Below are 18,365 nucleotides of genomic sequence, written 5' to 3' on the forward strand. Positions count from 1 at the left end.
GGAGTACATTCATGCAACCCCTCCCCGTCTACGTGTCGAATCGTCCCTCTCCACCGGGTGGTTTTCGGTGAGCAACGACACCGGCCGACGGTCGGGTGAAACGCCGCTTGCCCCCATCGACTGGGAACAGGAGAACAGTACGGACCGAACTGTCCCCTGGCGCTTCCTGCTATTCTCCGCCGGTCTCGTCGGACTGTGGCTTCTCTACCGATATACGAACTCCCACGGTATCGGCGTCGTCTATCCCTGGCGGCCGACGAAGTTGACGTGGCTGTTCCGGGTGAGTCTCCTCGCCCTCGTCTGTTTCGCCCTGCCGTCGCTCGTCCGAAACACCCGCCGGAATCGGCGGTACTGGGAACGGTTTCGGTCCAACAGGCTCGCGGTCGTCTCCCTCGTCTCCCTGATTCTGTTCGCCATCCTTGCGATGGTCGGTCCCGCACTCCTCGGGCGTCCAGCCACCGACCCAACGGTCGCCCGCCAACCGCCCCTCCTGTTCTCGTCGAAACTCGGGTTGGTGACGTCGACGTGCGTCGGCCCGACCGTCAACGGTTTCTGTCACGGGTCGTTGGCCTACCCGCTCGGAACGAGCACATTGGGACAGGACATGGTGTTGCTGGTGCTCTCGGGGATGCACGTGAGCCTCCAAGTCGGCGTCATTATCGCCGTCCTCATGATTCCGCTCGCGACGGTCGTCGGTCTCGTCGCCGGATACAGCGGCGGTGCGGTCGATACCGTCCTCATGCGATACGTCGACGTCCAGCAGTCGGTTCCGGCGTTCGTCGTCTATCTCATCTTCGTCTTCCTCGCCGGACCGAGTCTGTTCGTGTTCGTGGTCGTGTTCGGACTCCTCAACTGGGGGAGCATCGCCCGCCTCGTCCGAAGCGAGGTCATTCAGCGGCGGGAGGAGGAGTACGTCGAAGCGGCGCGGAGCGCGGGCGTGAGTCGGTGGACCATCCTTCGGAAACACTTGCTTCCGAACGTCTCCAACACGGTTCTCATCGGGACGACGCAGAAGATTCCGCAACTCGTCCTCCTCGAAACGGCGTTGACGTTCATCGGAATCGGTGATGTCGGTCGCTTTGCACCGTCGTTCGGCGACACGATTGCGACCGGCTTGTTGGACAATTTCTATACGATACCGATCAAGGTGTGGTGGATCTGGACGATACCCGTCGTCGTCCTCGTCTTCACCGTCGTCGCCTTGAGCATCGTCGGCGATACGTTGCGCGACGTGTTCGACCCGCGGGGTGACGTATGAGTCCCGACCCCCTGCTCTCGGTGGACGACCTCCGGGTGACGTTCGACACCGACCGCGGCGTCGTGCACGCACTCGACGGCGTTTCGTTCGACGTGAACCGCGGCGAGACGGTCTGTCTCGTCGGCGAGAGCGGTTCCGGGAAGACCGTCGCCTGCGAGTCGCTGACCCGTCTCGTCCCGTCGCCACCGGCGCGGATTTCCGGCACCGTCCGGTTCGACGGGCGTGATTTGCTGTCCGCCGGTACGAAGACGCTCAACTCGATTCGCGGCGGCCGAATCGCGTACGTGTTTCAGAACCCGCAGGACTCGCTCGACCCCGTTTACACGGTCGGCCGTCAACTCGTGGAGGCGATCCGACTTCACCGAGACGTTTCGAGGGACGCCGCGCGACGGCGGGCGATAGAACTCCTCGACAGGGTCGGCATTCCGAATCCAGCCGAACGGTTCGACGAATACCCGCACGAGTTCTCGGGCGGGATGAAACAGCGGGTCGTCATCGCGATGGCGCTATCGTGTGAACCCGACCTGCTCGTCGCCGACGAACCGACGACGGCGCTGGACGTGACGACCCAATCGGGCATCCTCCATCTGCTGAAAACGCTCCAAGCCGAACGCGACATGGCGGTGTTGTTCGTTACCCACGACCTCGGCGTCGTTGCGCAGGTCGCCGACCGCGTCGTCGTACTGTACGCCGGGAAGGTGATGGAACGCGGGGACGTCTTCGACATCTTCGACCGTCCGGCCCACCCGTACACCGATGCCCTGCTCGACAGCGTGCCGCGGCGCGGGCGGACGCCGAAACCCATCGGTGGCTCGCTTCCCGACCCGACGGACCCGCCGGACGGCTGTCGGTTCCATCCGCGATGTCCGCACGCGACCGACGACTGCCGGGAGGGACCCCAACCGCCGCTCCAGGCGCTCGAAGGGGATGGCCACCGAGTATCGTGTGTCTACTACGACGACGACCACGACGCCGGGAACGTGAACGAACTGCGCGCGACAGCAGAAACGACGACGGCGACTACGATGGAAGGAACCGACGAGCCATCCGTGCGGGACGAATCGACCACGATACGAGGTGACGAACGATGAACACGGAGACGACGAATCATCAACGAGGAACCGACGACGCGGAACTGAACGACGAGACCGTTCTCTCCGTCCACGGCCTGAAGAAGCACTTTCCGATCACGGAAGGGTTGCTGGCCCGCGAGCGGGGATGCGTGCGGTCGATGGCATCAGTTTCGATCTACGGTGCGGCGAAACGCTCGGGTTGGTCGGCGAATCCGGCTGTGGGAAATCGACCGTGGCTCGAACCGTCGTTTCGCTCGAAACGCCAACTGACGGGGAAATCACGTTTCGGGACCGCTCGCTCGGGTCGCTGTCGAAGGACGAGCGAAAGCGGTACCGACGGCAGGTACAGATGGTGTTTCAGAACCCGTCGTCCAGTTTCGATCCGCGGATGACCATCGGCGAATCCATCGCGGAGCCGATGCTGACACACGGGTTGACGGACACCGAGCGGCTGACGAAACGGATCGAAACGTTGCTCTCGCTCGTCGGACTCTCGGAGGGCAAGCGCGAGCAGTACCCGCACGAACTCTCGGGCGGGGAGAAACAGCGTGCCGCGTTGGCGCGGGCGCTGTCGTTGGACCCGGAACTGTTGGTGTTGGACGAACCCGTGAGCGCCCTCGACGTGTCCGTGCAGGCCGAAATCCTGGCGCTCATCGAACGGCTCCAGGAGGCGTTGGATCTCTCCATCCTGCTCATCAGCCACGACATGAGCGTCGTTCACCAGCTCTGTGACCGCGTCGTCGTCATGTACGTCGGCGAAGCCGTCGAACACGGACGGACGAGCGACCTGTTCGAGGATCCGAAACACCCGTACACGAAGGCGCTGCTCGATACGGTTCCACGGCCGGACCCGCACGACCGGAACGAGATGGTGGAGTTGACCGGCGACGTCCCCGACCCGTCGTCGCCGCCGTCCGGGTGCCGGTTCCACACCCGTTGTCCGAAAATCGTCCCACCCGAGGAGCACTCGCTCGCCCAGCCGACGTGGGCCGGGATTTTCTCCCTACGTATCGCGCTCCGGGACGGGGAATTCGGTCTCGAATCCACCCGCGAACGGCTCGCCGACGAGCGGGGGGACGGTTCGGTCCCGGAAGCGGCCCTCCGGGAGGCGGTTCGGCGCGAGTACGGGATACCACCGACGGTCGATCACCAGCGCGTCGAAGGGACGGTTTCGAACGCGATCGGGCGCGCGATCGACGGGGACGAGGACGCCGCCGCGGAAACCCTCGGCGAGGCGTTTCCCACGGTGTGCGAGACCGAGCATCCGGATCAGCGGACGGTCGATGGCCGAGCCGTCGCGTGCCATCTGTACGACGGGCCAAACGCGGACCGGTAGCGGGACGATTCCAGCGATTTTGCCAGCCGCTCGTCCCAGCACGCAATCAGCTACTTTGATGTCGGTTCGCCCTCTCGAATCGGGCAGAGAATGCCTATCGAGTTGAACGGGTCGCACACGACCGCCCGCGTGATGGTCGAGGACGAGGCGCTGGTCGAATCCGGTTGTCTCCAACAGATTCAGGAACTCATCGACCACCGTGCGTTCACCGAACCGGTGCGGATCATGCCGGACACCCACTGGGGCGCTGGCGCGCCGATCGGCTTTACGATGCCGCTCCCCGACCGCGTCGTCCCGAACATCGTCGGCGTGGATGTCGGCTGTGGCATGTGCGCGACGAACCTCGGTTCCGCCCTCCCGCTCGCGGACGCCGAGCGCGAGCGTCGCGTCCGCGACGCCGTGCCGATGGGACGCGAAGTCCACGAGTACGACGACGCGCCGCACCTCGTGAACGAGTTCCCGTTCGACCGGGCGAACGAGGTCTTCGACCGCTTCGACGCCGCCTACCGCGAGCGATTCGGTCGCCCCATCGACCCCCTCGCCTTCGACTTCGACGGCTACGGAGAGGCGTACTTCAAATCCCTCTGCGAGCGCGTGCTGGCGGACCAGCGGCAGGGAATGGGTTACGTCATCAAGAGCGCGGGGACGCTCGGCGGCGGCAATCACTTCGTCGAGTTCGCGCAGGGTCGGGAGTCGGGTGACTTCTGGCTCGTGGTCCACAGCGGGTCGCGCTACCTCGGCAAGGCCGTCGCCGAGTACTGGCAGGGTCGAGCCTCGGACTACCGCTCGGCCGACGGGATCCGGAACGCGATTCCGGACGGGTACGGAAAATTCCTCAAGTTCGACCCCGAAACCGTCGGGGACGGCGAGTTATTCACGTGGGTCACCGGCGGCATGGGTGAATCACACATCCGCGCCGAGCGCGTTCGGGAGGCCTTCGACGGGAGCGACATCGAGGACGCGTTCGACACCCTCTCGGGGTCGAACCTGCGCCCCGGCGAGGAGCGAAGCGACGACCTCGATTGGCTCGACGGGCGGGAGGCACACGGCTACTACGTCGATATGCTGTTCGCCCAGCAGTACGCCCGCTGGAACCGCGAGTTGATGAGCGACGCCATCTGCGAGGCCATCGGTATCGACCCGACCGACCGCTTCCAATCGACGCACAACTACATCGATTTCCGCGACATGACGATCCGGAAGGGTGCCACGCCCGCCCGCGAGGGTCAGCGACTCGTCGTCCCGTTCAACATGGCGGACGGGTCGATCATCGCCCGGGGGAAGGGCAACGAGGAGTACCACTCCACGGCCCCGCACGGCGCGGGCCGGACCATGAGCAGAGGGGATGCCTACGACACGATTTCGATGGACGAGTTCGGCGAGGCGATGGACGGGGTCTACTCCGAGTCGGTCGTCGAGTCGGTGCTGGACGAAGCGCCGATGGCCTACAAACCGGCCGACGCGATTCGGGAGGCCATCGAACCGACTGCCGAAGTCGTGGAGTGGTTGGATGTCGTGCACAACCTAAAAGCGAAATAGCGCCGGGGACTCGGTTTGTGGGTTGCTTTTCGATTCTCGTTTCGTCGAGAATACTGGAAAGTACTGTTTTGTACTGATCTCTACTGAATGGTACTGTCGATTGAAGAGATATTTCGGAACTCGGTTTCGAAAGTTCTTGTCTACTCACTACGAGAAAACGTTGCAACTACTTCGACTGCAACTGCCAAGAACACTACCCCGAAAGCCCCCGCTCGCGAACGGATGAGGGCTTTCCTACTCCTCTCCTTCCGGCGCGTACGTATCGCCCGTAATAAAAACAGGCAACTCCGTATCGCGGGTTTCGCGGTCGATACCGTCCAGCCAGTTTCGCACCTTGTCGTGGAGGTCCCGCTTCGTCCGGAAACTGTCGTACTGCACGTCGTAGCCGTACGGCAGTTCGTCGACGGTCGCGCTGGTGAACGACTCGTCCAGATACAGACCGACCCGCTGGCCGGGCTTGTGCGTCGTCGCCGGGTTCCCACGTCGCAGATGAAACTCCCCCAGAATCCCGCCGGTTTCGGTGCCGACGCCGGTCGTGAGCCCCCCTTGCGTGAACAGGAAGAGCACGGCGTCGCTGTGGGCCGCGAACGCGACCGACTGGGCGAGCGGGTCCATTCCCGCCTTGCCCGCTTCGGCGGCCTGTTCGTGGGTCGGGATGTCGATGTCGGTGGCGATGAACGCCCGGCAGTTATGACGCTGGCGGAGTTCCGCACAGAAATCCCTGAGTGCGAGTTCCATGTCCCCACGACCGTCGGTCGTGACGTGGCGCTCGGGGTCGAACAGCGGGTCGGCCTGGAACGGCGTCCGGAGTTCGTCGCCGTCGTCGTAGGCGTACGCCGCACTGAACGCGGTGTACGGTCCCATCACGTAGACGGTGAAGTCGTTGTGACTGCCGAAATCCGGCGGCGTCGGTGCCTGTTCCGACAGAATATCCGCAATCGGCCGACCGTCGTACCGGAAGTTAGTCTCCCCGTCGAACATTTATTCGGGGTTTCGAGACGGCGATCAAATAGCTATCGACAGCCCAACCGACACCGTGAATGGTAATTCAGAAACAAAGAAAAATCTCTCTCTAATCGGTAGGCTGATGTAGTTGGCCGTCGTACACGTACCCATCATGGCCGCCGAATCGACGCCGACCCCAGACGACGAGCGGAACGTCGAGGAGTACGTGGACCAACGGCTGTTCGACGACAGCCTTGGAACGCTCGCGGATCACGTCGCACGGAAAGCCGCCCTCGGCGATACGCGGCGGTATTCGATCCTGTTTCTCCTCTACGAACGCGAGGAAGTCTCGCGGAAAACGCTCGCTGAAGCCATCGACGACGGGAGCTTCGACCTCACTCACCACGTCGGGGAGTTGATCTCCACGGGTCTCGTCGCCCGAACCGGCGCGCCGGAGGGTGCCGACGGCCGCCAAACGTTCTACAAAATCACGCACCTCGGACGGCAAGAGATCGAAGCGGATTACGAGAACGTCACCGGCCACGCGCCGTAGGAACCCGGTTATTGGATTCTCGCAGTTCGCTATTTCGCTATTCGACCGGCTCGAACATCGGCGCGGGCATTCCATCGAGTTCGACGGTGTCGGTACATTCGACGGTCGTTCCGATGTTGACTTCCTCGTCTCCGCCGATTCGGCCGAGGATTTTCGTGTCGCCGAGGTCCACGACGGCGACTTGATACGGCCCCTCGAACCCAACCGGTGGGACGGTTATCGTCGTCTCGCTGTGGACGACGCCGACGTTCGGCAGGGTGTGGGTGTCGAGGTTTCGGTCGCCGCACTCCACGCAGGCCCGCTTCGGCGTGGCCGTGACGTTCCCGCAGGACTCACATTCGAGTCCCACGAGGTCCCCGGCCTTGAGGTAGGCCCGCCAGTCGGCGTACGTCAGTGCTGGAACGTTGTCGCCATCTTCCGAACTCATGCTCGCGCCTCCAGTACGGTGACGACGGTGGTCGCGGCGTCGCCGCCGAGGTTGTGTGCCACCGCCGTTTTCGCGCCCTCGACTTGCCGGTCGTCCGCGTCGCCGCGGAGTTGTTCGGTCAACTCCACGAGTTGGGCCGTTCCGGTCGCGCCGATGGGGTGGCCTTTCGCCTTCAGACCGCCGCTCGGGTTGACGGGCATCTCGCCGTCGATGTAGGTGCGGCCCTCCGCCGCCGCCTGTCCGCCGGTTCCGTCCTCGAAGAGACCGAGCGCCTCGGTTGCGAGGACTTCCGCGCCGGTAAAGCAGTCGTGAACTTCGGCCACGTCGATATCGTCCGGAGTGATTCCCGCCTGGCCGTAGGCCTCGTCGGCGGCGTCACGAGCGGCTTGCGTGGCCGAGAGCGAGACCTTGTCCGCCAGCGGAACCGCGTCGGTTCGGTGGCCGACGCCGGTTACCGAAACCGGTTCTCCGGCGAAACTCTCGGCGAGGTCGTCGGAAACGACGAGGACCGCCGAAGCGCCGTCCGAGAACGGACAGCAGTCCATCAGGTGGAACGGATCCGCGACGATGGGACTCTCCAGTACCGATTCGACGTCCGTGTCGCGGCCGAAGTGTGCCTTCGGGTTGAACTGGCCGTGATAGTGGTTTTTCACGGCGACTTCCGCCAACTGGGCTTCGGTCGTCCCGTACTCGTGCATGTGGCGCTTCGTGAGCAGGGCGAACACGCCGGGGAACGTCAGTCCGGTCGGTTGCTCGTACTGGCGGTGTGAGGCTCCCGCGAAAATCGCGGTCATCTCGCCGGTTCCGAGTCCGGTCTCCGGCGTACAGCGTTCGACGCCGCCGACGAGGGCGACGTCGTGAACGCCGTTTTCGACCGCCTGTACCGCATGTTTGAACGCGTTCGATGAGGTCGCACAGGCGTCCTCGAATCGTTGACAGGGTATTCCCTGAATCCCGATGTGGGTCGCCAGTTTCGGCGCGAGATGGGTGTCGGATTCGGTCTGTCCACCCAGCGCGTTACCGAGATAGAACGCGTCGATTTCGTCGCCAGCGATACCCGCGTCGTCCATCGACGCGAACGCGGCGTCGGCAAACAGTTCCTCCAGCGGTCGGTCGTGCGGGCCGAATCGGGTCATCCCGCCACCGACGATGGCAGCTCGTGTCACTACCCTCATTTTTTCCGGAGCAATAAATAATCCTCCGCTGAACGGCGTCGGTGCTGACAACTCGTGTCACCTTGAATCGTCGTCACGCTGTAGCCGCCGAATGGTTCCGGGGTAGCCATCCGATTTTCCCGCGAGCACCGTTCCAATCATCCCACCATAACCGTCCTCTTTCCCGCATCTGTCGCTCAATCGTTCCGCGTCAGTCGCGCTATCGTCCCGTCGGAAACCCCAGCCTCGCGGAGGACGCTCGCCGTGTGCTCGCCGTGGTCCGGCAGTCGGGTCGGAACGGCCGAACCGTCTGCGTCCACGTCCGCATCGTGTATCGGGAACCCGATTCGCGGCGGGGAACCGTCCGACTCGACGACCATTCCGCGCGCCCTCGTCTGCTCGTGGTCGAACGCCTCCGTGACAGTGTAAACCCCGCCGACGGCCGTATCAACGCCGTCGAACTCGTCGAGCCACTCGTCCATCGTCCGCGTTTCGAAGACGGCTTGGAGGGTCTCCCGAACGGCTTCGCGGATCGCAGGGTCGTCGCTCAGGTGTTTTTCGACCAACTCGGGACGCTCGATCGTCTCGCAAAGCGCGCGCCAGAACTTCGGTTCGAGCACCGCGACCGTGAGATAGCGGTCGTCCGCCGTGCGATAAACGTCGTAGCAAGGAAATTCGCCGGTCAGCATCGTCTTCCCCGGTCGGGGTGTCCGCCCGGCGAATGCCCCGCTCGCGAACACTTGCGCGAACGACAGCATGGTGTCGGTCATGGCGAGGTCAAGGTACGTCCCGCCCACATCGCCTTCACCGTCTTCTCCACTTGCACCGTCACCGCCCCGTTCCCGGGCGAGGAGCGCGCTCACGATGCCGAACGCCGAAAGCAGTCCGCTCGCCATGTCCACCATCGGGTAGCCGGGGATAACCGGTTTCGAATCCTCGTCCGGCCGCGTCATGTCCAACAGTCCCGTCTCCCCGGCGTAGTTCAGGTCGTGGCCCGCCCTCTCCGCGTTCGGTCCCGTCCCCCCGAACCCGGAGAGGGAGGCGTACACCAATTCCTCGTTGTACTCCACGAGCGTGTCGTAGTCGATCCCCAGTCGCTCGGTGACGCCGGGGCGAAACGTCTCGAAGACGACGTCCGCCGTCTCGACCAGTTCGTAGAACGCTTTTCGAGCCGTTTCGTCCGTCAAATCGAGCGAGACACTCCGCTTTCCCCGGTTCACCGCCTCGAAAATCTCGCCGTGGCCGCTCTCCCCGATGGGAGCCATCTTCCGCGCGTAATCGCCGCGTTCCGGTTCCTCGATCTTGATCACCGTCGCGCCGAGGTCCGCCAGGAGTTGTGTCGCGTACGGTCCCGGGAGAAGCCGGGAACAGTCGAGGATGAGTATGTCATCCAATTGCATACCTGGGGGGATGGTCGGCCAGGAGTAAATCCTTCTGGGGCTACGATGGCGGCGTGGAATGGTCCTCGTGCGGTCGAACGACCGGGTCTCGTTATACACAACCGCACCGCTCTCCAACCGATTCCTCGCACGTCGTACCACAATCACCGCACGTCGTGCCACAATCACTTTGCCGGGCGCTCCCGAACGCCATCGCATGACACCTTCTGGAGCCGGAACGGGTATCGAAATAGCAGCGGGTGACGGTCCCGTCCGCACACCCCGACGTCGAGAACGCGGACGAGGACGCGCACCGTGACCCGCGTGGCCGTCGTGGGTGCCGGTGTGGCCGGGTTGGGCGTCGCGTTCGCGCTGCGCGACGACGCCGACGTAACCTTGTTCGAGCGGACCGAACGCGTCGGCGGGCGTGCGACGTCGCACGAACGGAATCGCTGTGTCTACGACGTCGGCGCGAACTACGTCAAGAGCGACGACGAACGCGTGTCCGAACTCGTCCGCGAACTCGACGAGGGATTGGTCGAAACCGAGGGACCGGTGTGGACGTTCGACGCCGACGAGGAGGTTTCCGAGGGCCGCGATGAGGACGACTCGAAGTGGACGTACAGAACGGGACTGCGAACGCTCGGGGGGCGACTGGCGGAGGCGAGCGGTGCGACGGTTCACACCGACACGCGAATTACGGGCCTCCGGCGCGACGAGTCGAGCGACGCCGAGTCGTGGTACGTCGGGGACGCGAACGGCGACGAGTACGGGCCGTGGGACGCGCTGGTGCTCACGCCGCCAGCGCCGATCACGGCGTCGCTGCTCGACCTCTCGGAGTGGGACGACGACCTGCGTTGTGACCTCCGTGAGACCATCGGGCACGTCCCGTACCGGCCCATCCTCTCCGTCGCGCTCCACTACTCGTTCGAAGTCGAGCGGCCGTACTACGCGCTGGTGAACACGGACAAGGAACACGAGGTCGGTTGGCTCTCCCGCGAGTCGTGTAAACCGGGCCACGTCCCGGAGGACGAGGAGTTGTTGATCGTCCAACTGTCGCCCGAGTGGTCGGCGAACCACTACGACGACGACGATTTCGACGTCGCCACGGCCGCCGCGGGGTACGCGGCCGACCTCCTCTCCGAGCACCCGCTCGCCGCGCCGGACTGGTTCGACGTGGTTCGCTGGCGGGACGCACAACCGAACGACGGGGCCGACGAGGAGGTACTCCGGCGGGCGAACGAAGCGGGTCTCTTCTTCGCCGGTGATTGGGTCGTCGGCGAGGGCCGGGTTCACCGCGCGCTCCGCAGCGGACTCGACGCGGCCGAGGAAATCCTCGACTGACTGCTGGCAAACGACCGTCTCATCCCGTCCAGTCGGCGTGGTCCTGAATTGGAATCGCTTTCTCGCGGTACTCCTCGTACAGGTCGTCGGCCCAGGTTCGAACCGCCGGGTCGTCCGTGTCGGCGAAAACGCGGAGGATGCCGGTTTCGTCGTAGCCGCCGACGCCGACGCGGTCGTCGAACATGACCAGGCCGAACGGCAACTCGTCGTGAACGAACAGCTCGAGCTGGCCGCTCTCGATGGCGTTCACGGTCGCCTCGTGGTGATCGTCCAGTAGCTGATCGATGACGGGAGAGAGGTAGATGACTTCGGTCCGCATGCCGTCGAGGATGCTGTTGCGGATCTCGTCCACGTACATCGGCGCGATAGTGGTGGTGTCGAACCCACGAAGCGTCTCCGACTCTCGCAGGAGGGAGATGAACCGGCGCACCGGCCGGTACGGGTCGCCGGGTTCCTGGACGGTTATCGTCGCGTCGGCGAGCAACTCAACGTCGATATCGGTTCGGTCGAGCGACGGAAGCAGGGGTTCCAACTGCAAGCCGACCTCGACGGTGTCCCGTAGATGTTCGACTTCGCCCGCGACGAGTTGTCCCAACGGGGTTAGTTCGTACAGGCCATCGACGCGGCGGATGAGCGACTTGTCGGTGAGTTCCCGCGTGATTCGATGGGTCGTCGTCCGTGAGACGCCGATTTCGTCCTGTAGCTCGGAGCGTGCGACCGGTCCGCCGCGCAGTGCACGGAGGGTGTTCGCCCGCTTGACGGCAGTGATGACGATATCCGAGTTCTCACTGTCGCTCATGTTTCCTCCATGGCGTTTCTATGGTATAGTGTTTCACACCTCGAAACACGTTTCGCTTTCCGGACCTCGTTCCGTAAGCTGGGAAAATACCACTGCGTAATTATATCATTTCCTACTGCTAGTTATGTTCATGTCTGTCGAACCAAAAACGACGACCGACGTTACTGAATCGACCAGTTCGGAAACCGGCAGTGGACTCGACGAGAACCTCGCGGGGGCGCTCGCGTATCTGCTCAGTCCGATAACTGGGATCGTGTTCTTCCTGCTCGAAGGGGACAACAAATTCGTCAGATTCCACGCCGCTCAGAGTATCGTCTTCGGTGTCGGGATGTTCGTGATTTACATCGGCATGAGTATCGTCCAGATGCTCCTGCTGTTTATCCCGCGTCTGGGTGGATTGTTCTCGCTGTTGTTCTCGCTGGCGTACCTCGTGGTGGGCTTCGCGGCGTTCCTGACGTGGCTCTTCCTGATGTACAAGGCGTACTCGAACGAGCGGTTCGCGCTTCCCGTGTTCGGAAAATTGGCGGATCGACTCGCCTAAAATGCGACGGATCACGCTCACCCTGGCCGTCGCGGCCCTCGTCGTCCTCGCCGGTTGTACGGGTATTTCGAGTCACCTCGGAAACGCGCCCGATGCGGGGTCGACGGGGTCGGGATCCGGCGATAACTCGAACGGCGACGGTTCGAACGACGCCTCGGACGCGTCGGAGGACGACGCTTTCACCCCGTTCGCGTTCCAGCATTCGGGCACCTACACGTACGAAACGTACGACGAGGAGGACGGCACCGGCAAACTCGTCTGGGACATCCGGTCGATAGACGGCGAGAACATCACCATGCGGAGTTCGTTCACGAACCAAGGGGAGACCCAGTCGAAGACGGCGACGTTCACCCGTGAGGAGGCCCTGGTTCAACTGGCGTTCATGCCGGGCGGACAGTACCTCATGACGACGATGTTCTCGCCGTCGGCGAACGGGATTTACGGCAACGACTTCCGCGTCGGAAACACGTGGACGGCCCCGTCCTCACAGGGGACGATGACCTACGAGATAACGAAACAGCGGACGATCGCGGAGATATCGTGCTACGACGCCGAAATCCGTATCAACGGCTCCGTCTTCACCGACGCGTGTTACTCCCCCGATCACGGGACCGCCATGTACGGTGTCATCTACGACGAGGACGGAACGAAAGTTCGCGAAATGAAACTGATCGCCTACGAGCGAAAATAACCCATTTTTGCACGCGCTCCGGTTTTCATTCACCTTTTTTCCACTGAACCCCACCAAAAGAACGATACTCCTCTGGTTCCCACAACATATCTCAGACGACCACGAAGAAAGGTATATCATGTTCCGACCTCGCCATCGTACAATCGTGGTGTTCACCGCCCTGCTCCTCGTTGCGACGGTCCCTCTCGGATTCGTCGTCCCAGCCGTCGCGAGTGCACCGGTAGCGGACACGCCGGTACACCACGCACCACCAGCACAGCGACATTCGAACGCAGCAACCCTCGATGACCCCTTCGGCATCGGTTCGCACGGCCACCCCTTCCCGAACGGACCCACGTCGGCGATGGAGTACGCCGATATCGACGAAGCACCCGGTTCGATAACCGTCGGGAGCTACAGTCGGTACGACGGGTCGAACCCGCTCAACAACGCCACGCGGGCCACGATATACGCCACCGTCGCCGAGGAACCCGGACTCTCCCTGTCGGCACTGAGCGAGGAAACCGACATTCCGCGTTCGACGGTTCGCTACCACGTCAGGATCCTGCAGGAGGAAAAGTTAGTCGAGACGACTACCGTCCGCGGAAAACGTCGGGTGAACCCCGCTGGCGACGACAACCCCGCGTTGGCCGCCTCGCTATCGGACGAGGCGACTGCCACCCTGCTCGAAACGGTCGCCCGTGACGGCCCCGCGAGCGTCTCCGACCTCGCGGACGCGCTCGACCGGACCCCCGGCACCGTCTCGTATCACTTGGAACGTCTCGCCGATGACGGCCTCGTGGAGCGGGAACGTGCTGGAAATGCGGTCGTCACGACGCTCCCGGATAGCGTCGCGGCCGCGGTGGGAACGACGACGGACGCCATCGACGCCGACTGAATCCGTTTTGAGAAACTGGTCAAAACCTCCTTTTAACTGCCGTGGTTCGATAGGGATGCGGACGGACGCAGGGAACTAAACGACACATAGTGACCTGACACACGGTATGGTGCCGTCTCCACGTGGCTCGCGTCTTCCAACCTGTAGACGACCCCTTGCGTCCACTCCGCGGACACGGCACCCGATTGCCCGAGGTCCGGACGAACAGAGGGACGAGAGAAACAGTAACGCCGAGTGCCCTTCGAGGGGTCGGCGAGAATCCGCATAGACACCGTCCGACCTCGGTTACCCGCCTTCGGCCTTCCGAGACGGTATTCGTTCGATTCGTGGCTGTTTTCACTTTCACTCCACTCTGATGAACTATTTGGTGCTCACCGCCGAAACGCGAGCCATGGGATTGCTACGACGGCTCGGTACGGACACGAAGCCGGATCGGCCGTACGAATGCAAACAGTGTGAGACTGCTTTCCCGGTGGAGTACCAAGTGTGCCCCGAGTGTGGGTGTTACTCCGTCGAGCGCGACGACTGGGCCTGACTCGTCACGAGTTCGTCACCCGGTCGGACGTTCTGCACGACACCACCCGAAAACTCGAACACACGATCCCCCGTTCCACGCGCCCTCCCCGTCCAGCGCGGCAATCGAGCGACGTTCGTTACTTCGCCGTTCTCCGTCCACACCACGTCGAGCGCCAGCGGCGTCGCCACCGTCGAAGCGCGATGGTCGCCGACCGAACCGATTTCGAACACCAACCCGTAATCGTCACGAAGGGCGAGTCGAACGAGCCCTCCGACGCGCGACCGAAGCGAATCCACGGGCTCGGCGTGTGCGGCGAGCGTCCGTTCCTCCCCATTCCGTCGGTGGACGACGTGCATGGTTCCGCTTCGAGACGATTCGCTTTGAACGTTACAATCCGGTGGCGACGTGACGGTCTATCTTTTATCTCCGGCCGGAGTGACTCACGCCTCCTGCCCTTGGTGGCCGTGTCCATGTCCGTGCCTGTGTCCGAGAAACAGCGTCAACCCGTGCAAGACGAGGAGACCGAAGAAGACTGGAAACAGGTTGTTTTTCAACCCGTGAAAGAGGATGGGGAGGTACACCAGCGGCAGCGACACCGACAGCCAGAAACTGACGAGTTGGACGGGTCCCGCGAGGAAATGGCTGAACGTGACGAGAACGTCGGCCCATGACATAAGATATCCTACACTGTGCGATATGAATACTATTGACCGGATAATCCGGTCTAACTGGCTATTAAGCCATATCTCGACCGTTACTAACTCCCGCATAATCGAGCTTCTCAGCCCGAAACGCCCGACTGCGGCCCGTAAGACAACATCACTCTCCGAACGAGTTCCCCCCGTCTTGCCTTTTCGCGCGTCGCCGTATGACCGACACCGGTCTTTTGTCTGACAATGATTTATGTTTTTTCAGGGTGTATGTGAGACAGACGAGCCCGTGTCCCACGGGGGGAGTTCCAAATGAGTAAATCAGAAAATCATTCGTGCCCGACGGAAACGATCACAGCGACGTATCACACGCGCCACGATTGGCAGGACGCGGAACCACTCAGTACGACGGTCACGACGGCCCTCGCCGAAGCGATGGACGCCGACCCGACCGAAATCGGTCCGCTGTACGACCAGTTCGACCCGGACGCGTTGGACGGGTTGTTCCATCCCCGTCCGGATGGGGTGGCTCGCACCGGCGGCCACGTCAGTTTCACCATCGACGGGTATCGGGTCTTCGTCCGAAGTGACGGTTTCGTCTCGGTGCATCCGATCGACGGGATCGACGGTGACGACTGACGGGACGTAGGTTTTTATCGTTCCCGCACCGACGGGACGGTATTGCGATGATTCAGCTACCGATACGGCGATGTCCGGCCTGTGGCTATCTCGGCCCGGTCGGACGCTTCGTCGATGCGGAATCGAACCTGACGTGTCCCCGGTGTGGAAACCAACTGTCCGGAACGTTCGATCCACGATTGGCATGACAGGAACGACACTGAGCGACGCGATCGAGGAGTACCTCGTCAGCATCGAAGCCGGGAACTACCGCGCCAACGCCGAATCCGCGCTGACCGCGTGGGCGAACTGGCTCGCCCGCGAGCGCGAAGTGACGGCTATCGAGAACGTGGCCGTCATCGATTGTCGGCGCTACGCCCGCCACCTCAAGCGACAGGTTCGGGAGGGCGAGTTGAAGTCCTCGACGGCCCACACCTACTACGCCTACGTTCGGGCGTTTCTGGGATTCTGCGAGGCGGACGAACTCATCTCCAGAAACCCGGCCGCGGCCTCGCGGGCACAGGCTGAACTGCCCGAGGACACCGCGGACGCCGACCGACAGTTCTGGTCGGCCCGCGACAGGAACGCGATTCTCGCCTTCATGGACCGACGTGTCGAGGAGGCGCTGGACGGCGAGGCCGATGTGTCGCGCGAACGTGCCTACCGCGACCGCGCGCTCGTCCGATTGCTGGCCCTCTCCGGCGTGCGCGGGGCGGAGGTGTTCCGCGACCCGGCGGACGACAAACGGAGCGGTATCGCGTGGGAGGATGTGGACATCGAGGGCGGTGCGGTTCGCGTCTTCGGCAAATCGCGGGAGTACGAGTTCGCCCAACTGCCGAAGAAGGCGGCCGACGCGCTGGAGCGATACCACCGTGTGTGTGATCCTCCAACACCACTGTTTCCGGTGTTTCCGACCGACCACGCACCGTCGAAGTACCGGACCGCCCGCGAGTCGTTGGGCGAGGAGTTCTCCGAGGGAACGGTCGAGAGAATCCTCGACGAGAACGACATCGACGACGTGATCCGGGAGTACGAGATCGTCCTCCCGGCGATTTCGACTCGCGGGGCGCGCAACCTGATGAAACGTCTCTGTGAGTCCGCCGGACTCGACATCGACGGCGAATATCTGAAACCGCACGGCGCGCGACGTGGACTGGGCCACCAACTGTACAGCGAAGGCCACGCGGAACTGGCCCAATCCGCGCTCCGCCACGCGTCCATAGCGACGACCCACGAGAGCTATTCGAACATCCGTGCCAGCGAGACGGCTGAACGGGTGGACGACGTGCTCGACGAACGCTGAATCCCGATACCGATTGCCATATTCCCCATCTCGGACATCCCTTTTCGATGGTCGTACCAGAATCCCTTTTCTCGCGGAATCGCTAGTGTCGAACGATGAGCGATTCGACGCGAGGCATCCCCCGACGCGAGTTCATGAAAGCGGCCGTCGCCATCGGTGGATCGGCCGCACTGGCCGCCTGCGTGGACCGGGGTGGAATGCCGGACGTGCCGAAAGGCCCGTCCGACCTCTCGACACTCCCGAAACGCCAGCACGCATGGAATCAATACCTCTCCACGGACGACTACGGGAACTTCGTCGCCGCTCGCCACAAGATTCTCCTCTTTCTGAACTACAGCGGCGACGGAACGCCGGACGAGTCCGAACGGAAGACGGTCGAGAAGTCGTTCCGGAGCCTCGAACACGCCTACAAACGCGGTAACGACGGGCTGTTGTTCTCCATCGGCTACTCCCCCGCGTACTTCGAGCGGTTCGGTGTGGACGACGTGCTGCCGAAACCGAAGGCGCTGGCGTCGTTCGAGTCCCCGAAACTGGACGAACAGGACGCGGTCATGCAGATCGAGAGCGACCACGCCCAAATCGCGCTCGCTGCCGAGCAGGCGTTGCTCGGCAACCGCGACGAACTGAACGGCGTTGACGTGAGCGGTATCACGGACGTGTTCGAGAAGGCCGACCGCCGGACCGGTTTCGTCGGACACGGCCTCCCCGCCGACAATCAGGACGTGAACGGCATTCCGGACTCGAAGCCGGTTCCGGAGAAGGCACCGCTGTACATGGGCTTCAAATCCGGCTTCAAGAAGAATCAGGCGAGCGAAGACAGCGTGACGATTCAGGAGGGTCCGTTCGAGGGCGGAACCACGAAACACGTCTCCCACATCAACCTGCATCTCGACCAGTGGTACGAACAGGACAGCCGCGACCAGCGCGTCGGCAAGATGTTCTGTCCGGTCCACGCCGAACAGGACAAGGTGAAAGGCGTCGGCAACAACCTCGGCGATTCGAGCGAGATGAATGACGAGTGTATCGACAACGTGAAAGAACACGCCCGCACCCGCGGCATCGTCGGCCACTCCCAGAAATCCGCGCGGGCCAGAAAGGACGACTCCCCGGTCATCCTCCGCCGCGACTTCGATTCGACGGACGGTGGACAGGCGGGACTCCACTTCGTCGCCATCCAGCAATCTATCGAGGACTTCAACAAAACTCGGACGGAGATGAACGGCGACGACCTCTCCGGCAACTCCTCGGTCGGCGAGCGACTCAACAATGGAATCCTGCAGTACATGACGGTCACCCATCGCGGAAACTTCCTCGTTCCGCCGCGCTCCCTGCGGTCGCTTCCGACGGCGAATCCGTGATAC

General features: G+C 63.0%; 19 protein-coding genes. 12 read left to right on the forward strand and 7 right to left on the reverse strand.

Annotated elements, in window-relative coordinates; genetic code table 11:
• Positions 1-67: 67 nt before the first annotated feature.
• From NKF26_RS16295 to NKF26_RS16310, 4 genes are all read left to right on the forward strand, one after another.
• A complete protein-coding gene (locus tag NKF26_RS16295) occupies positions 68-1,258 on the forward strand; it encodes an ABC transporter permease subunit (protein ID WP_253227638.1) in 1,191 nt (396 codons plus the stop codon).
• Positions 1,255-2,349 carry an ABC transporter ATP-binding protein gene (locus tag NKF26_RS16300; RefSeq protein ID WP_253234599.1) on the forward strand — a complete coding sequence of 365 codons (1,095 nt, stop codon included), beginning with the start codon at positions 1,255-1,257 and terminating at the stop codon, positions 2,347-2,349. Before NKF26_RS16295 ends, NKF26_RS16300 begins: the two co-directional genes overlap by 4 nt.
• 127 nt (positions 2,350-2,476) lie before the next feature.
• Positions 2,477-3,667: an ABC transporter ATP-binding protein gene (locus NKF26_RS16305; RefSeq protein ID WP_253234600.1), complete on the forward strand. Its 1,191-nt coding sequence runs from the start codon at positions 2,477-2,479 to the stop codon at positions 3,665-3,667.
• A gap of 90 nt (positions 3,668-3,757) precedes the next feature.
• Entirely contained in the window at positions 3,758-5,206 is a 1,449-nt protein-coding gene (locus NKF26_RS16310) for an RtcB family protein (RefSeq protein WP_253227641.1), read from the forward strand.
• Positions 5,207-5,440: 234 nt separating this feature from the next.
• Here the strand turns inward: NKF26_RS16310 and NKF26_RS16315 are convergent, their stop codons facing one another.
• The gene (locus NKF26_RS16315) at positions 5,441-6,187 is read right to left on the reverse strand and encodes a hypothetical protein (protein WP_253227642.1); all 747 of its coding nucleotides are present in this window, start codon (positions 6,185-6,187) and stop codon (positions 5,441-5,443) included.
• A 136-nt stretch (positions 6,188-6,323) separates the two neighbouring features.
• On the opposite strand from NKF26_RS16315, the gene NKF26_RS16320 reads away from it, so the two are divergent.
• A complete protein-coding gene (locus NKF26_RS16320; RefSeq protein WP_066139516.1) occupies positions 6,324-6,704 on the forward strand; it encodes a transcriptional regulator in 381 nt (126 codons plus the stop codon).
• A gap of 37 nt (positions 6,705-6,741) precedes the next feature.
• Here the strand turns inward: NKF26_RS16320 and NKF26_RS16325 are convergent, their stop codons facing one another.
• From NKF26_RS16325 to NKF26_RS16335, 3 genes are all read right to left on the reverse strand, one after another.
• Positions 6,742-7,131, reverse strand: coding sequence for a Zn-ribbon domain-containing OB-fold protein (locus NKF26_RS16325; RefSeq protein WP_253227643.1), 390 nt, complete (start codon positions 7,129-7,131; stop codon positions 6,742-6,744).
• A complete protein-coding gene (locus NKF26_RS16330) occupies positions 7,128-8,306 on the reverse strand; it encodes a thiolase domain-containing protein (RefSeq protein WP_256487518.1) in 1,179 nt (392 codons plus the stop codon). Before NKF26_RS16330 ends, NKF26_RS16325 begins: the two co-directional genes overlap by 4 nt.
• 176 nt (positions 8,307-8,482) lie before the next feature.
• A complete protein-coding gene (locus tag NKF26_RS16335) occupies positions 8,483-9,685 on the reverse strand; it encodes a CaiB/BaiF CoA-transferase family protein (RefSeq protein ID WP_253234601.1) in 1,203 nt (400 codons plus the stop codon).
• A 294-nt stretch (positions 9,686-9,979) separates the two neighbouring features.
• Between NKF26_RS16335 and NKF26_RS16340 the strand changes: the two genes are divergently transcribed.
• Complete coding sequence (locus tag NKF26_RS16340; RefSeq protein ID WP_253234602.1) at positions 9,980-11,008, forward strand: FAD-dependent oxidoreductase; 1,029 nt, start codon at positions 9,980-9,982, stop codon at positions 11,006-11,008.
• 19 nt (positions 11,009-11,027) lie between these two features.
• Here NKF26_RS16340 and NKF26_RS16345 read toward each other — a convergent pair whose 3' ends face one another.
• Entirely contained in the window at positions 11,028-11,807 is a 780-nt protein-coding gene (locus NKF26_RS16345; protein WP_253227646.1) for a winged helix-turn-helix domain-containing protein, read from the reverse strand.
• A gap of 130 nt (positions 11,808-11,937) precedes the next feature.
• Here NKF26_RS16345 and NKF26_RS16350 point away from each other — a divergent pair, with 130 nt between their 5' ends.
• The 3 genes from NKF26_RS16350 to NKF26_RS16360 all read left to right on the forward strand — a co-directional run bounded on the left by NKF26_RS16350 (position 11,938) and on the right by NKF26_RS16360 (position 13,916).
• Entirely contained in the window at positions 11,938-12,348 is a 411-nt protein-coding gene (locus tag NKF26_RS16350; RefSeq protein WP_253227647.1) for a DUF4870 domain-containing protein, read from the forward strand.
• Between the two features lies 1 nt (position 12,349).
• Positions 12,350-13,039: a hypothetical protein gene (locus NKF26_RS16355; protein WP_253234603.1), complete on the forward strand. Its 690-nt coding sequence runs from the start codon at positions 12,350-12,352 to the stop codon at positions 13,037-13,039.
• Between the two features lie 145 nt (positions 13,040-13,184).
• On the forward strand, positions 13,185-13,916 hold the full coding sequence (locus tag NKF26_RS16360; protein ID WP_253234604.1) for a helix-turn-helix domain-containing protein: 732 nt from the start codon (positions 13,185-13,187) through the stop codon (positions 13,914-13,916).
• A 504-nt stretch (positions 13,917-14,420) separates the two neighbouring features.
• Here the strand turns inward: NKF26_RS16360 and NKF26_RS16365 are convergent.
• A complete protein-coding gene (locus NKF26_RS16365) occupies positions 14,421-14,789 on the reverse strand; it encodes a DUF192 domain-containing protein (protein ID WP_253227650.1) in 369 nt (122 codons plus the stop codon).
• 84 nt (positions 14,790-14,873) lie between these two features.
• Positions 14,874-15,107 carry a hypothetical protein gene (locus NKF26_RS16370; RefSeq protein WP_253234605.1) on the reverse strand — a complete coding sequence of 78 codons (234 nt, stop codon included), beginning with the start codon at positions 15,105-15,107 and terminating at the stop codon, positions 14,874-14,876.
• A 288-nt stretch (positions 15,108-15,395) separates the two neighbouring features.
• On the opposite strand from NKF26_RS16370, the gene NKF26_RS16375 reads away from it, so the two are divergent.
• The 3 genes from NKF26_RS16375 to NKF26_RS16385 all read left to right on the forward strand — a co-directional run bounded on the left by NKF26_RS16375 (position 15,396) and on the right by NKF26_RS16385 (position 18,362).
• Positions 15,396-15,722, forward strand: coding sequence for a HalOD1 output domain-containing protein (locus tag NKF26_RS16375; protein ID WP_253227652.1), 327 nt, complete (start codon positions 15,396-15,398; stop codon positions 15,720-15,722).
• Positions 15,723-15,906: 184 nt separating this feature from the next.
• The gene (locus NKF26_RS16380) at positions 15,907-17,004 is read left to right on the forward strand and encodes a tyrosine-type recombinase/integrase (protein ID WP_253227653.1); all 1,098 of its coding nucleotides are present in this window, start codon (positions 15,907-15,909) and stop codon (positions 17,002-17,004) included.
• 95 nt (positions 17,005-17,099) lie between these two features.
• Positions 17,100-18,362 carry a Dyp-type peroxidase gene (locus NKF26_RS16385; RefSeq protein WP_253227654.1) on the forward strand — a complete coding sequence of 421 codons (1,263 nt, stop codon included), beginning with the start codon at positions 17,100-17,102 and terminating at the stop codon, positions 18,360-18,362.
• Positions 18,363-18,365: the final 3 nt, after the last annotated feature.

Source organism: Haladaptatus sp. AB618 (assembly GCF_024136965.1).
In the GTDB taxonomy this organism is placed as follows: domain Archaea; phylum Halobacteriota; class Halobacteria; order Halobacteriales; family Haladaptataceae; genus Haladaptatus.

Excerpts from the sequence above, each read along its gene's own strand:
- NKF26_RS16305 (WP_253234600.1), top strand. The coding sequence starts at position 2,477 with ATGCGTGCGGTCGATGGCATCAGTTTCGATCTACGGTGCGGCGAAACG.
- NKF26_RS16370 (WP_253234605.1), bottom strand. The coding sequence starts at position 15,107 with ATGTCATGGGCCGACGTTCTCGTCACGTTCAGCCATTTCCTCGCGGGA.
- NKF26_RS16385 (WP_253227654.1), top strand. The coding sequence starts at position 17,100 with ATGAGCGATTCGACGCGAGGCATCCCCCGACGCGAGTTCATGAAAGCG.
- NKF26_RS16300 (WP_253234599.1), top strand. The coding sequence starts at position 1,255 with ATGAGTCCCGACCCCCTGCTCTCGGTGGACGACCTCCGGGTGACGTTC.
- NKF26_RS16325 (WP_253227643.1), bottom strand. The coding sequence starts at position 7,131 with ATGAGTTCGGAAGATGGCGACAACGTTCCAGCACTGACGTACGCCGAC.
- NKF26_RS16310 (WP_253227641.1), top strand. The coding sequence starts at position 3,758 with ATGCCTATCGAGTTGAACGGGTCGCACACGACCGCCCGCGTGATGGTC.
- NKF26_RS16350 (WP_253227647.1), top strand. The coding sequence starts at position 11,938 with ATGTCTGTCGAACCAAAAACGACGACCGACGTTACTGAATCGACCAGT.
- NKF26_RS16355 (WP_253234603.1), top strand. The coding sequence starts at position 12,350 with ATGCGACGGATCACGCTCACCCTGGCCGTCGCGGCCCTCGTCGTCCTC.
- NKF26_RS16335 (WP_253234601.1), bottom strand. The coding sequence starts at position 9,685 with ATGCAATTGGATGACATACTCATCCTCGACTGTTCCCGGCTTCTCCCG.
- NKF26_RS16345 (WP_253227646.1), bottom strand. The coding sequence starts at position 11,807 with ATGAGCGACAGTGAGAACTCGGATATCGTCATCACTGCCGTCAAGCGG.
- NKF26_RS16380 (WP_253227653.1), top strand. The coding sequence starts at position 15,907 with ATGACAGGAACGACACTGAGCGACGCGATCGAGGAGTACCTCGTCAGC.
- NKF26_RS16365 (WP_253227650.1), bottom strand. The coding sequence starts at position 14,789 with ATGCACGTCGTCCACCGACGGAATGGGGAGGAACGGACGCTCGCCGCA.
- NKF26_RS16330 (WP_256487518.1), bottom strand. The coding sequence starts at position 8,306 with ATGAGGGTAGTGACACGAGCTGCCATCGTCGGTGGCGGGATGACCCGA.
- NKF26_RS16320 (WP_066139516.1), top strand. The coding sequence starts at position 6,324 with ATGGCCGCCGAATCGACGCCGACCCCAGACGACGAGCGGAACGTCGAG.
- NKF26_RS16315 (WP_253227642.1), bottom strand. The coding sequence starts at position 6,187 with ATGTTCGACGGGGAGACTAACTTCCGGTACGACGGTCGGCCGATTGCG.
- NKF26_RS16375 (WP_253227652.1), top strand. The coding sequence starts at position 15,396 with ATGAGTAAATCAGAAAATCATTCGTGCCCGACGGAAACGATCACAGCG.